Below are 13,695 nucleotides of genomic sequence, written 5' to 3' on the forward strand. Positions count from 1 at the left end.
GCAAGTACGCTTAGGAATCTGCAGAACCCAGCATTTTCGGCAAATCATTAGAGAAAAATTTTTTATTTTGGTTAAATGAAATCTAAGTGCCCTTATAGAAGTCGGCCTGAAGATAGCAAATAATAATTTTAAATCAGGTGAAAAAATGGAACATGATCATGAAATAGATGAAAAAATAAAACGAGACAATTACAAAGTATTCGATTGGCTCAGCAATTATTTGAACAATGCACCTGACTTTATCGGCAAGGAAGAAATTGATGAAATTGTTGGCGCCGGAGTGTCTTCTGAATATGCCTTCGCAGTGATACTTGCTGCTGCTTTTGGACTTGATATTGTCGATAATCCTATAGATAAAGCAGTATTCCATAATTATTTCAACAAGATTTTCCATAAGTTAGAGGCTTCTGAGTATGCCAATAACCCTTATTACCAGAACATCAAAATACCGCGGATACAAATCGGCAACAGTGAATTAAAATATGAAAAATATAAGCCTTTCGAAGGCTTTGTCAGCAACGACATCATCAGGACAACAGAAGGCAGACAGATTCCGCAAGTCGGCTTTTTTGAAACGGAATTCCATTTTCCAGCCGTCCTGGAAAATGGCCGGATCTGGATGACCATCACACCAAATGAAATCGAAACAATGAAAGAACCCATTGAGCAGGCTTTTGGCAAGGTGCTCACATTTGGCCTTGGGCTTGGCTATTATGCCTATATGGTTTCTGAAAAAGACAACGTGGACAGCGTCACCCCCAACCGGTCCGGCCACGAGACTCCTGTGGGACCAGCACGAGCCGAAGACCCTGGAGCGAACGCAGTGAGTGAAGCGGCTAAGGCCGTGCCCACGGAAAGCGAAGTGGCCGGATCGGTTGGGATTTATACAGTTTTATTCATTCCTAATCCACTTTGTCTACAGTCTGAAGGATCGGTTCATTGAACCGATCCTTTCTTGTTAACCTGATTCAAGTTTTAGCGAATTTATTTTTTGCATAAATGTAAGTGACTGCAAGGGCGGCGACCAGAACGCCGCCTTTAATGATATCGAATGCATAGTATGGAAGATTGAGGATCGTCAGACCGTTCAAAAGGATGCCGATGACCGCTGCCCCGAAAAAAGTGCCAAGTGCATTCGGCTTGCCGGCGCCAAGCACCGAGTAGCCGACGAATACAGCCGCTACTGCTTCCATCAACAACGGAGCACCTGCATCAATCTGGCCGGATCCGACACGTGCTGTAAACAAGATTCCTGCCATCGAAGCAAAAACACCGGAAACCACATATGCCGTGAACTTCACTTTTTTGACATTCACTCCTGATAAACTGGCCGCTTCCGCATTTCCGCCGGTCATATAGAGGATTCTGCCCCACCGGGTATGATTTAGCACCACATAAGAAGCCAGCACCAAAATCAGCATGATCCATACCGGTACTGGCAAGCCGAGCATCTGCCCCTGCCCAATCCACAGAAACGCTTCCGAAAACTGGCCAGGCGCTGTGCCGCCGGAGGTCAGCGGCATATTATTATAAATGGAATAGCCTTCTGTATAGGTCCGGTGCAGCCCTGCCACGATGTACATCATGCTCAATGTCGCGAGCAGATCCGGAATTCCAATGACGACAATCAATAAACTATTGACCACTCCAACCAAAACCCCCACCAGGATTGGCAGCAGCAGGACCAGCCATAAAGGCATCTCATACCAAACCATCAATGAAGCGGATACTACCGTCGATAACGACATCGTCGAACCGACCGATAAATCAAAACCATCCACTACTAGCGTAAATGTTACTCCCAGCGCCAGCAAAGTCACAATTGAAATGGAACGAAGAATGTCCGTAAAATTTCCATACGTGAAAAAAGCATCGCTGATTGTACTGAAATAAAGAATGATGAATACCAATAAGACGATGGCGCCGTATTTAAACAGAAACTGGATTGCTTTCTCTTGTGCTGAGTTTTGGGTTTTTGCCGTGCTCTTCTTTTCCACCGCTTGCATATAACAAAATCCTTTCCTGGGTCGCTTCTTGCCGTGAAAACTCTTTCACGATCTGACCATTGTACATAACCAAAATCCGGTCTGAAATTCCGATGGCTTCATGAATTTCACTGGAAAAATAAAGACAGCCTTTGCCGCTTTCCGCCAGTTGGCGGATCAGCTTGAAAATATCCACTTTGGCTCCGATATCGACTCCTTTTGTTGGCTCATCAAAGAGATAAACCGCAGAATCAAGGGAAGTCCATTTGCCGATTGCTACTTTTTGCTGATTGCCACCACTTAGATGGACAAGTGGTGTATCCGTGCTGTCCGTTTTAATTTTAAGCCGGCTGATGATTTCTTCGGCAAATCTTTTTTCCGATTTTTTATCCATGAACAGCTGCGGCGAGAATTTTTTCAGATTGGGAAACGATGCGTTTGCCTGTAAGGATTCTTGGACGAATAATCCTTCTTTCCGCCTCTCTTCGGGCACCAGCGCTATCCCTGCTTTAATGGCATCTCCAGGATTCCTGAGTTTCAGCTGCCTTCCTGACAGTTCGATCGTACCTGAGGTTAACGGAGTTCCGCCGAATAAGGCTTTTGCTAATTCAGTCTTTCCTGCCCCGACAAGCCCGACGACGCCAACGATTTCCCCGGATGCCACAGTGAAGGACAGGTTTTTCAATTTTTGGCCGTCAGATAAATCTTTCACAGCCAGCAATGGAGCGCCGATTTCATGTTCACGGTGAACCAGTTCATTGCTGAGCGTTTTTCCAAGCATCGCTTCAACAACTTCTTCCTGCACAGCCGTTTCTGTCTCAAACGTATTCACCCACTTACCTTCTGCCATCACCGTGATGCGGTCGCTGATTTCAAACACTTCCGGCAGCCGGTGAGAGATAAAAATACAGCCGACTCCCTGCTTTTTTAATTTATTGATGACCGTAAATAGCTTGTCGGCTTCGGGGATTGACAGCGGGGCTGTCGGTTCATCAAAAATGATGATTTTCGCTGAATGGACGAGAGCCCGGCAATCAGCACTAATTGTTTCTCCGCCAATGTCAGCTGGGCCGCTTTTTGTTTAACATTAAGATTTTCCGACTGCAATTGAGCCAACGCTTCACGCGCCTGCACGTACATTTTTGCTTTGGAGACAAACAGTCCGCCGCCAGCTGCGAAAGTATCGAGGAGAATATTTTCAGCAACCGATAATTCCGGCACGATTGCTGTATCCACTTCCTGGTAAACACAATAAATGCCTTGCTGTTTCGCCGCTTTCGGTGATTGCAGCTGAACCAGGTTTCCATCCAGCCGGATTTCTCCCGCGTCCTGTCCATAAACGCCCGATAATATTTTGATCAATGTACTTTTTCCAGCACCGTTGACGCCAAGCAAGGCATGCACTTCTCCTTGTTCGAGACCGAACTCTGCCCTTTCCAATGCCGTTACATTTCCGAACGTTTTTCGGATTCCTGTCATTGACAGCAAAGAATTCCCCATCGGCTTTGCTCCTTTCTTAGAAAAGAGCCGCCCCGTTGTACAGGACAGCTCCGCTCACTTTTCCTATTGTTGAGGCTTAAGCACCCAGATTCTTGGGTGCTTCCGCTTTTCCTTACTTACTTTCCAACTTCTTAAGCGCGTCCGTATACCCTTGTTCACTCGCGCCCCAGCCTTCGATGTACTCGCTCAATTCAGCGGTTGTGATGGCTTCTTCAGGTAATTTTTCCGCATCTACAAAAATCGGTTCCAGAACCACTTTCTGTTCCGGATTTTCACCATTGATTTGCTGATACAGGTAACGCACTTGAATGCGGCCAATATCAACCGGATCCACTGCTGCCGAAGCTGCCCACGGGCTGCCGTCTTTCTGGATCATCTGCAAGTCTTCATCACTCATGTCGATGCTGTAGACGCTGATATCGGTGCGACCGGATTGTTCAATGGCGCGCACTGCACCTTTTGCAAATTCATCCCAGGCGGCCCAGACTGCTGTGATTTCGCCTTCATTCGGATATTGCTTCAATACCGCTTCCATTTGCGCCTGTGTATCAAGAGCTGTGTTTTGAGTCGCTGCACCGAATGCCGTGACTTCTTTGATGCCTGTATTATTTTTCAAAAATTCTTCGTAAGCGACTTGGCGGCGTTCCATCGGGGCAAAGCCGGCTACCCAGATTTTTACGATATTGGCTTTTCCATCATGGTCGTTAGCCAATTTTTCCAATGTCATTTCAGCCATTTGCTGATCGCCTTGTTCTAAAGAAACCACGCCTTCAACATCTACTCCTGCATCAAAAGCGACAACCGGAATTCCTTTTTCCACTGCTTTTTCAACGCCTTGGTTCAATGCCTCTTTGGTGCCGTGGTCAATCAAAATTCCGTCAAATCCTTGGTTGATGGCTGCGTCCAAGTTGGATGCCATTTTTGCCAAGTCGCCGTCCGATGTAAAGACCGTTACGTTGCCGCCGAATTTCCCGACTTGTTCTTCCACGCCTTCGATATACTGCGCAGAAAACGTCCCTAAGTTTTGCTGCATGATGAGCGCGACTTTTTTGCCGGCCAACGGATTATCCGAGGCTTCTGCTTTCGCAGCGTCCGGCGTCTTTTCTTCACTGCCTTCGCCTTTTGGCTGGCAGGCAGCCAGAAATGCACTGATGATCAATAAAATGGTTAATAATAAGAGCGATTGTTTTTTCATTATTTTTCTCCTTTTTCTGCATAGAGGTTAAGAACTCCGGGAATATTTTGGTAGTAATCAGGTCTGATGATTCCTTTTTCTGTGATGATTGCAGTAATAAAGCGGGATGGAGTCACATCAAAAGCAGGATTAAAGACTTTCGTGCCCAGAGGCGCTACCGGCCGGCTGCCAATATGAGTGATTTCTTCCGCTTTCCGTTCTTCAATTGGTATTTCTGCACCGCTGTCAATGGTGACGTCAAACGTTGATGCGGGCGCCGCTACATAAAATGGAATCCCATAAGCATCAGCGAGAATCGCCAAGTTGAGTGTTCCGATTTTATTGGCGGTATCGCCGTTTGCCGCGATGCGGTCCGCGCCCACGATAATGGCTTCGATGTCTTTCGCCCCAATGGTGTGGGCCGCCATGCTGTCGGTGATAAGCGTGACGTCCACTCCTGACTGCTGAAGCTCCCAGACGGTCAGCCGTGAACCTTGGAATACCGGGCGGGTCTCACATGCAAACACTTCAAATTTCCGGCCGCGTTCGCTTCCAAGGTGAAATGGCGCCAAGGCTGTTCCATATTTCGCAGTGGCAATCGATCCGGCATTGCAGATGGTCATCACCCGTTTATGCCCTTCCAAAAGCGACAAGGCGTATTCGCCGATCTGCCGGCAGGAAGCTTCATCTTCCTGGTGGATGCGCACCGCTTCTGCGATAAGCAGCGCTTTTCCATTTTCTGCAGATTCAGCTTTTTGAACGGCTTCAAGCAATCTATCGAGCGCCCACATTAAGTTGACGGCCGTCGGACGCGACTCTCCTAGATAAAGCGCATCTTTACGCACATAATGCAGGAATGCTTCCACTGTTTCAGCATCGTGCCGCTGGGCTGCCAGTGCTAAGCCATAAGCGGCGGCGATGCCGATGGCCGGCGCGCCGCGAACTTTCAGCGTAAAGATGGCTTCATAGACATCTTCAATCGTCTCGAGTGTCAAATAGTCAATTTCATGCGGCAGTTTCTGTTGATCTAAGATGACCAACTGCCCGTCTGTCCAGGCAATTGATAATGGAATTGTCATTGCTTCAGCTCCTCAAGCAGACCAGATACCGCACTGATTGTTGTTAACCCGGAACGTTTTAAAATCAGCGCTTCGCCGGTTTGCAAAGCTTGTTTCTTTAAACGAATGCGCAAATTCTTATCTTCAATGCTGTCCAGATCTTTAACATGTGCCAGTCCGATTGTGCGTCGAATTAATTCACAGCCGGCAAAGCCAAGCGTGTCGCGGAATATCTTTTCCAATATGAACTCTTTATAGCCTGCTGTTTTTTTGTATGCTTCAATGCCTTCCCGGTCCCAAAGTTCTGAAAAGCGGGTTGAGAAAACTTCCCATGTACGTTCGATATGGTTCACAATCACTTGGCGTTCTTCGCCGCTCCGGGTGATTGACTGAACGATCAAGTTTGCCAGAAACAAGCCGACGTCAAAGCCAATCGGACCGTAAAAAGCAAATTCCGGGTCGATGACTTTCGTTTCCGATTCACTGGCAAAAATACTGCCGGTATGAAGGTCCCCATGCAATAGCGCTTCCGCTTCCGTCAAAAAACTGAACTTCAGCTTTGCCGCTTCAAGTTTCAATGGACCGTTGTTCCAGATAGCTTCGACCGTGGCTTGAAGCTCCGGTTCGTAATCATTGGTGTCGTTATTGAAAAACGGGTCGGTGAAAATAAGGTCTTCTGTTATTTTGCACAGTTCCGGGTTGGAGTATTCGGCCGCCAAGCGCTTTTTCTCAAACGGGTGCAGCGCAAAATCGGATGTATGGAACAGCGTGCGCGCCAAATACTCGCCGATGTGTTCCGATAGTTTCGGATAGGCTGCCCCCTGGATCAACCCTTCGCGTGCAATCGTCAGATGAGACAAGTCTTCCATTACGGTAATCGCCAGTTCCTCATCCATGGCATAAACGGCCGGGACCAGCCCCGGTGCAAATTCGCCGTGCTTTTGAAGAGCGTTCGCTTCAATCGTTGCGCGTTTCAAAGTCAGCGGCCAGCTTTCCCCGACAACTTTCGCATACGGCAATGCCTGTTTGATGATCAACCCTTTTCCGCTTTTAGGATCTTTGATCTGGAATACATAATTCAAGTTCCCATCGCCGATTTCGCGGCACACAAGTTCCGCTCCTTCAGGGAATGGGTATAGGCTCTGAGCCAGTGCAATGGCTTTTTCTTCGGTTAATGCTTCGTATTGTTCGGATGCTATTGTCATCATTCATCTACCTTTCCGGGTCAATATAAAAAGCCTCTTTCCGCAAGAAAGAGGCCTAGAATGATAGATTCCATGCCTCTTATCTTTCAGAAATGGTCATTTCTGATGGAATTAGCACCGTGCCTTGCGGAATTTGCATTCCGGCGCAAAAGCGCCCCTTCTCACGAAGGTATTACGGTCGGTTGCTGGGCGTCATAGGGCCAATTTCCCTCTGCCTGCTCTTGATAAGAGTACTATTTGAGTAACTATATGCTGTTGAGAAGAATCCTATCACGGTTCAGAATTGACTGTCAATAACTTTTTTAACTACAAATAATTTTGCGAATATTCATTGACAGAAAGCTTTAAGCATGAAATAATCAAAACTAATTTCTTTATTTAACCCAAATTATTTAACCCAAATTGAATACGCATTCTTATTCAGAGCAGGTGGAGGGACGAGCCCTATGATACCCGGCAACCGGTCCATTAATGGACACGGTGCTAATTCTTGCAGCCGATTTATGCGGCTGAGAAATAAGAAGTTGTTAAGCCTATTAACCTCTTCTTGTTTGAAGAGGTTTTTTATTTTGATTTTTAACAGGAGTGTGAATGCAATGAGCAGTTTAACAGCGACTTACCAGCTGTATGGCAAAGCGGGTTCATTCGGGGAAAAGGCAGAAGGAATCGCCCTGGGCCTGACGATCGGATCGTGGACCGACCTGCCATTATTGGAACAGCAGCAATTAAAACACCATAAAGGAAATGTCGTTTCAGTAACGGAATTTGAAGATTCCCCGCATCCGTTAAAGCCGGATGAAATCAAGGCTGTGGTGAAGATTTCGTATCCAAGTGCCAACTTCTCAGCGGATTTCCCAGCAATTTTAACCACTGTTTTCGGCAAATTGTCGCTGGATGGTGAAGTTAAGCTGCTCGATTTGGAGTTTGACGAAGAGCTGCTCTCCCATTTTCCGGGACCGCGGTTCGGCATCGACGGAATTCGGGAATTGCTTAGCGTTACCGGCCGGCCGCTTGTCATGAGCATCTTCAAAGGCGTCATCGGCCGCGACTTGGATTTCCTGACGTCGCAGCTTCGCCAGCAGGCGCTCGGCGGAGTGGATTTGGTAAAAGATGATGAGATCCTTTTTGATAATCCACTGACGCCTTTTGAGAAGCGGATCACCACAGGGAAAAACGTGCTGCAACAGGTCTTTGAAGAAACCGGGCACCGGACGCTTTATGCGGTGAACTTGTCGGGGCGCACTTCGAACTTGCGTGACAAGGCAAAAAAAGCACGCGAACTTGGGGCGGATGCCTTGCTGTTCAATGTCCATGCTTATGGTCTGGATGTGCTGCAGGAACTGGCAGAAGATCCGGATATCCGGCTGCCGCTCATGGCGCATCCAGCATTCAGCGGCGCTTTCACTTCTTCCAACTTTTATGGACTGGCCACTTCTCTGGCACTCGGAAAACTGGTCCGCTACGCAGGCGCCGACTTTTCTTTGTTCCCCTCCCCTTACGGCAGTGTTGCTCTTGAAAAAGCGCAGGCACTGGCACTTGGCGAGGAATTGGTGAAGGACAGTCCGTTGAAGCAAAGCTTCCCAGTGCCTTCTGCAGGCATCCATCCCGGACTTGTTCCGTTATTGATCAACGATTTCGGAATTGACAGCATCATCAATGCAGGAGGCGGCGTACATGGCCATCCGGACGGTGCAGCCGGAGGCGGTAAAGCTTTCCGCCAGGCAGTTGATGCCGTTTTAAGCAAAAAAACACTCGTCGACGCTTCCGAACAGCATGAAGAATTAAAAACAGCATTGGCAATATGGGGGTAAGCATTTTGAGCAAACCAGTGATTTTCTGCGATTTTGATGGCACGGTGACCAACAACGACAACATCATCGCAATCATGAAAAAATTCAATCCGCCCGGCTGGGAACCGGTCAAAGACGATATCCTGGCCCAACGGGTTTCCATAAAAGAAGGCGTGGCAAAGATGTTCTCGCTGTTGCCTTCAGCGAAAAAACACGACATTGTCAGCTATGTGCTGGAACAGGCGCAAATCCGTGACGGCTTTTCTGAATTCGTGGCTTACGCCAAAGAACAGGATATTGCGCTTTATATCGTCAGCGGCGGCATTGACTTTTTTGTCTATCCGCTGCTCGAACCATTCGGCCCTTTCGCCGGCGTCTACTGCAACGAAGCGGATTTTTCAGGAGAAACGATCCACATTAATTTCCCGCATAGATGCGACAACGAATGCACGAGCCAAGGCTGCGGCTGCTGCAAGCCGTCCATTATCCGTGAGCTGCTTGAAAACGGCGCGAAAAGCATCGTCATCGGAGACTCCATCACCGATCTTGAAGCGGCGAAACGGGCAGACCTTGTCATTGCCCGCGATTTTTTAATCGAGAAATGCGAAGAGCTCGGCTTGCCGTATGAGCCGTTTGAAAACTTCCGGGATGTCACTTCCATCATCGACGCTCGTCTGGGTGTGAAACTATGACGGCGCTTCAGGAGCGATGGAAGGAACTCGCAGATATCAAAGACGAATTGGCGCTCCGGGACTGGTTCATGGGAACGAGCGGCAACTTAGCCATTAAAGTCCAAGAATCACCTGTTGAATTTCTGGTGACGGCCAGCGGCAAAGACAAGCGCAAACGCACGGCAGAAGATTTTTTGCTGGTGGATGCTAACGGCAAGGCAGTTGAAGAGACACATTTGAAGCCGTCGGCTGAAACCTTGCTGCATTGTGAAGTTTATTCGAAAACGGCTGCGGGATGCAGCCTCCATATCCATACCGTTGCCAATAACATCATTTCGGAAATATACGGGAACCGTGGAAAAATTGATTTCCAAGGCCTTGAACTCATCAAAGCATTCGGTTTATGGGATGAAGATGCGGTGTTGACCATCCCCATCATCCCAAACCACGCCCACATCCCTGACCTTGCGGAAGAGTTCCGAAAACACTTGGCTGCCGATAGCGGCGCAGTGCTGATCCGCAACCATGGCATTACCGTGTGGGGTAAAAACGGTTTTGAAGCCAAGAAACTGCTGGAAGCAAGTGAGTTTCTTTTCCAGTATCAGATGGCTTTGTATCAAATACATTCACATTAAAACTGAAAGCGGAAAGGAAGATTCATAATGGCAATCATTAAAATTCAAGGAACAAACGAAACAATCGAAGCACAAAACGAAGTAGCAGCATTCCTCGAACAGCAGGAAGTTATTTACGAGCATTGGGACATCAATAAATTGCCGGAGCACCTGCGCGAGAAATTCAATCTCAGCGATGAAGAAAAAGAGGAAATTCTGGCAGCTTTCAAAGCGGAAATCGACGACATTTCAGAACGCCGCGGCTACCAGGCAGCAGACATCATCTCGCTGTCCGATTCAAATCCGAAATTGGATGAACTGCTGAAAAATTTCCAGCGCAAACACATTCACACAGATGATGAAGTGCGTTACATCGTCAGCGGGCACGGCGTTTTCATCATCCAAGGAAAAGACGAGCGCTTTTTTGAAGTGCACCTGTCTCCTGGAGATTTGATCTCGGTGCCTGAAAACATCACCCATTACTTTACATTGGCAGATGACCGCAAAGTTGTCGCAGTCCGCATTTTCGTGACGACTGAAGGATGGGTTCCTGTTTACCAGGAAGAAGAAAGCGTACAGAACTGAATTTGCAGTACTAAACATCGGCATTTTATTTGATGCCGGTGTTTTTTATTGTGCAAGCGGAGTCCATCTCCTTTATTCACGCTAAGCAACTTAGTATAATGGAAACGGCCAGAGGAGGCTTCCGCATGACAATTCCAAAACCACTTGTTCAATCCAATCAATTATTTATTGTCCTTACCGTCATTTTGGCGCTGATTTTCCATAAATCGATTCTGTTCCTGCCATTTGCCGCAGGCGTCTTGACACTTATAACCGGCAAGAACCCGGTGATTTTAGTCGGGAGACGATTTTTGAAAAAACCGGCAAACCACTATATTCAGGAAGACCGCGCTCAGCAGATTTTCAATCAATGGATTGCCACCATTTGCCTGGGATTATCGCTGTCAGCTTTCCTATTCGGTTTTACGCTAATGGGTTATGCTTTCAGCATTATGGTGGTCGCAGCAGCAGGAGTTGCGCTGATGGGCTATTGCATCGGCTGTACGATCCGTTACCGCTATATGATGTGGCGGCATAAAAGAGCAAACGCGGCAAATTAAGCTCTTACATACAAAAAAGGCCGGAAAGCAATCACTGCGATTGCTTTCCGGCCTTTCCTTATGGTTATTTCACTTGGCCATTGCCTTGGATCAAGTACTTTGTGGAAGTTAAAGCAGGCAGCCCCATTGGACCGCGCGCGTGAAGCTTTTGCGTGCTGATGCCGATTTCGGCCCCAAATCCAAATTCAAAACCGTCGGTAAAACGTGTAGATGCGTTATGGTAAACGGCTGCAGAGTCCACTTCCATAAAGAATTTGTCGACGTTTTCGAGAGTTTCTGAAATGATCGCTTCCGAATGTTTCGTGCCGTATAAATTGATGTGTTCAATCACTCCATCGACTGAGTCCACCACTTTGACGGCTACTTCCAGCCCCAGATATTCCGTGCCCCAGTCTTCTTCACTGGCCGGGATCACTTCGCCGTATTGCTGAGTTGCTTCGTCACCGTGGATTTGGACCGCTTGCTGCTGCAAGGCATCAAGGAGTTCAGCCAGGTGATGCTTTGCCCATTCTTTATGTACCAGGATGGTCTCGCAGGCATTGCAGACGGACGGACGCTGTATTTTTGCATTGAGAGCGATAGAGATGGCCATTTCAGCATTGGCAGTTTCATCGATATAGACGTGGCAGTTTCCGGCGCCTGTTTCAAGGACCGGTACGCTGGCATTTTCAACAACCGTCTGGATCAGTTTTGCGCCACCTCGTGGAATCAGCACATCCAGATGAGAGTTCAGCTTGAACATTTGTGCCGCTGTTTCTCTGCTTGTATCTTCGATCAGCTGAACCGCGTCTGCCGGCAATTCGCTTTTCTCCAAAGCATGATGAATCACTTTCACCAAGGCTTTATTAGAATAGATGGCGGTTGAACTTCCGCGCAACACTACCGCATTGCCTGTCTTCAGGCAAAGGCTTGAAGCATCCACCGTTACATTGGGGCGCGCTTCGTAAATCATGCCTACAACACCCAGCGGAACGCGGATTTTCGACATCGCGAGGCCATTCGGGCGTTCCCATTGTTCGAGCACTTCGCCGACCGGATCCTCCAGTTCTGTCAATTGAATCAAGGCCGCTGCTATATCGCTTAACCGTTCTTCATCCAATTTGAGCCGGTCAACCAGCGACTCGCTCATTCCGCTCGCTCTTCCTGCGGTTATATCTTTTTCGTTTTCAGCCAGTATAAACGCCTGCTCTTCCAGCAACTGGCTGGAAATCAAACGAAGGGCATCATTTTTTTGGACAGTCGTTGTTTTAGCCATAACCGCAGCTGCAGTTTTAGCAAGTTGGGCTTTTTGAAGTAAATCACTTGTTTTGCCTGCTTGAAGAAGTTCACTCATTTGTTATTGTCCCCTTTCCTGAATGGCTGAACCATTGATTGCGGTGAATGACTACTTGGCGCTTGCCGGTCTTGGTGATGACATTTGCTTCTTCGCTGCACAGGCCCTTGATCTCCGAAAGCTCTTCAGAAGAGTAATTCACCTGGCCGCGCCCCACCACTTCCCCTGATGGGTCAATAACTTCCACTACGTCATTGGCAGTAAAACTCCCTGCAATATCAATGACTCCAACCGGAAGCAAACTTCTCCCTTGCTCGGAAATAGCCAATGCTGCACCATCGTCGACTTTGATTTTTCCAAGTGGTATCGAATGCAAAGCAAGCCATTGTTTGGAATTTTTCACCGTCGCCTGAGGATCATCTCCGATATAGGTCCCGTCTCCTTTTCCTTCAAGAATGTCCAAGAGTTTTTCACTGCCGGAACCCGTGCCGATAAATATTTGTGCACCTAGAGCTAACGCAGTTTGTGCTGCTTCCACTTTTGATTTCATCCCGCCGGTGCCGAGTTCCGAACCTTCACTTGAAGTTGCCTGGATCAATTCATCCGGGATTTCGGAAAGAAAATCGTATTTTTCAGCATTCGGGTTTTTGCGCGGGTTTTCCCGGTAAATTCCATTGATGTCCGTTAAAATGATGAGAAGCTGTGCTTGGACAAGTCCGCTGACCAACGCTGACAGCATGTCGTTGTCGCCAAATGTCAGTCCTTCTACAGAAACTGAATCATTTTCATTGATAATAGGCAAGACATTGCGCTTTAACAGTTCACTTAAAGTAGCCTCGGCATTTTGATACAAATCTTTTGCCAATAGATTTTGCCGCGTCAGCAATAATTGAGCCGATATCACACCATGTTTCTTGAACTCCTCTGAATAAGCCTGCAGTAATTGCCCTTGGCCGACGGATGCTGCGGCTTGCTTGCCTACAATGCTGACCGGACGGACGGCATAACCGAGATCCGTGAATCCTGCTGCCACTGCTCCTGAGGAAACCAAAATAACTTCATGCCCCGCTTCTTTTAAGCAGGCCAATGCTGCGACATGCTCCTGCAATTTCTCAAGGCTGAGCCCACCGCTAAGATTCGTTAATGAGCTGCTGCCTATTTTAACGACAATCCTTTTCTTCTTCACTTACAGTCACCACCTGTTTTTAATCGCCCAAGACCATTCAAAAAAGTTTAATAGCATTATTATGCAATACATTGAATTTTTAATCAACCGATTTTCACAAATATTCACGAAAATA

The 13,695-nt window shown here is 47.6% G+C and carries 12 protein-coding genes, 1 pseudogene and 2 riboswitches; of the genes and pseudogenes, 6 read left to right on the plus strand and 7 right to left on the minus strand.

Features of this window, described 5'->3' with window-relative positions; genetic code table 11:
- Positions 1-145 precede the first annotated feature (145 nt).
- Positions 146-943: a hypothetical protein gene (locus ACSFXN_RS04765; protein ID WP_437149030.1), complete on the plus strand. Its 798-nt coding sequence runs from the start codon at positions 146-148 to the stop codon at positions 941-943.
- A gap of 25 nt (positions 944-968) precedes the next feature.
- Here ACSFXN_RS04765 and ACSFXN_RS04770 read toward each other — a convergent pair whose 3' ends face one another.
- From ACSFXN_RS04770 to mtnK, 5 genes and pseudogenes are all read right to left on the minus strand, one after another.
- Positions 969-2,006: an ABC transporter permease gene (locus ACSFXN_RS04770; protein WP_437149031.1), complete on the minus strand. Its 1,038-nt coding sequence runs from the start codon at positions 2,004-2,006 to the stop codon at positions 969-971.
- Positions 1,930-3,485 (minus strand): annotated as a pseudogene (locus ACSFXN_RS04775) (sugar ABC transporter ATP-binding protein). Before ACSFXN_RS04775 ends, ACSFXN_RS04770 begins: the two are co-directional and overlap by 77 nt.
- A 112-nt stretch (positions 3,486-3,597) precedes the next feature.
- Entirely contained in the window at positions 3,598-4,680 is a 1,083-nt protein-coding gene (locus ACSFXN_RS04780) for a sugar ABC transporter substrate-binding protein (RefSeq protein ID WP_437149032.1), read from the minus strand.
- Entirely contained in the window at positions 4,680-5,738 is a 1,059-nt protein-coding gene (gene mtnA, locus ACSFXN_RS04785; protein WP_437149033.1) for an S-methyl-5-thioribose-1-phosphate isomerase, read from the minus strand. Before mtnA ends, ACSFXN_RS04780 begins: the two co-directional genes overlap by 1 nt.
- Positions 5,735-6,925 (minus strand): S-methyl-5-thioribose kinase, encoded by a 1,191-nt coding sequence (gene mtnK / locus ACSFXN_RS04790; protein WP_437149034.1) that lies wholly within the window; start codon positions 6,923-6,925, stop codon positions 5,735-5,737. Before mtnK ends, mtnA begins: the two co-directional genes overlap by 4 nt.
- A gap of 73 nt (positions 6,926-6,998) precedes the next feature.
- A riboswitch (SAM riboswitch) is annotated at positions 6,999-7,153 on the minus strand.
- A 182-nt stretch (positions 7,154-7,335) separates the two neighbouring features.
- Positions 7,336-7,445: riboswitch (SAM riboswitch) on the plus strand.
- 73 nt (positions 7,446-7,518) lie between these two features.
- Here mtnK and mtnW point away from each other — a divergent pair.
- The 5 genes from mtnW to ACSFXN_RS04815 all read left to right on the plus strand — a co-directional run bounded on the left by mtnW (position 7,519) and on the right by ACSFXN_RS04815 (position 11,121).
- Positions 7,519-8,733 carry a 2,3-diketo-5-methylthiopentyl-1-phosphate enolase gene (gene mtnW, locus ACSFXN_RS04795; protein WP_437149035.1) on the plus strand — a complete coding sequence of 405 codons (1,215 nt, stop codon included), beginning with the start codon at positions 7,519-7,521 and terminating at the stop codon, positions 8,731-8,733.
- Positions 8,734-8,738: 5 nt separating this feature from the next.
- Positions 8,739-9,404 carry a 2-hydroxy-3-keto-5-methylthiopentenyl-1-phosphate phosphatase gene (locus ACSFXN_RS04800; protein WP_437149036.1) on the plus strand — a complete coding sequence of 222 codons (666 nt, stop codon included), beginning with the start codon at positions 8,739-8,741 and terminating at the stop codon, positions 9,402-9,404.
- A complete protein-coding gene (locus ACSFXN_RS04805; RefSeq protein ID WP_437149037.1) occupies positions 9,401-10,018 on the plus strand; it encodes a methylthioribulose 1-phosphate dehydratase in 618 nt (205 codons plus the stop codon). The genes ACSFXN_RS04800 and ACSFXN_RS04805 overlap by 4 nt, the downstream gene beginning before the upstream one ends.
- A 27-nt stretch (positions 10,019-10,045) precedes the next feature.
- Positions 10,046-10,582 carry a 1,2-dihydroxy-3-keto-5-methylthiopentene dioxygenase gene (locus ACSFXN_RS04810; RefSeq protein WP_437149038.1) on the plus strand — a complete coding sequence of 179 codons (537 nt, stop codon included), beginning with the start codon at positions 10,046-10,048 and terminating at the stop codon, positions 10,580-10,582.
- A gap of 125 nt (positions 10,583-10,707) precedes the next feature.
- Positions 10,708-11,121 carry a DUF4395 domain-containing protein gene (locus tag ACSFXN_RS04815; protein ID WP_437149039.1) on the plus strand — a complete coding sequence of 138 codons (414 nt, stop codon included), beginning with the start codon at positions 10,708-10,710 and terminating at the stop codon, positions 11,119-11,121.
- Between the two features lie 64 nt (positions 11,122-11,185).
- On the opposite strand, the gene ACSFXN_RS04820 is transcribed toward ACSFXN_RS04815, so the two are convergent.
- Both ACSFXN_RS04820 and proB read right to left on the minus strand, forming a co-directional pair.
- Positions 11,186-12,454 (minus strand): glutamate-5-semialdehyde dehydrogenase, encoded by a 1,269-nt coding sequence (locus ACSFXN_RS04820; protein WP_437149040.1) that lies wholly within the window; start codon positions 12,452-12,454, stop codon positions 11,186-11,188.
- Positions 12,447-13,580, minus strand: coding sequence for a glutamate 5-kinase (gene proB / locus ACSFXN_RS04825; RefSeq protein WP_437149041.1), 1,134 nt, complete (start codon positions 13,578-13,580; stop codon positions 12,447-12,449). The genes ACSFXN_RS04820 and proB overlap by 8 nt, the downstream gene beginning before the upstream one ends.
- Between the last annotated feature and the right edge of the window lie 115 nt (positions 13,581-13,695).

Source organism: Planococcus sp. 1R117A (assembly GCF_051417975.1).
Classification (GTDB): Bacteria; Bacillota; Bacilli; order Bacillales_A; family Planococcaceae; genus Planococcus; species Planococcus shenhongbingii.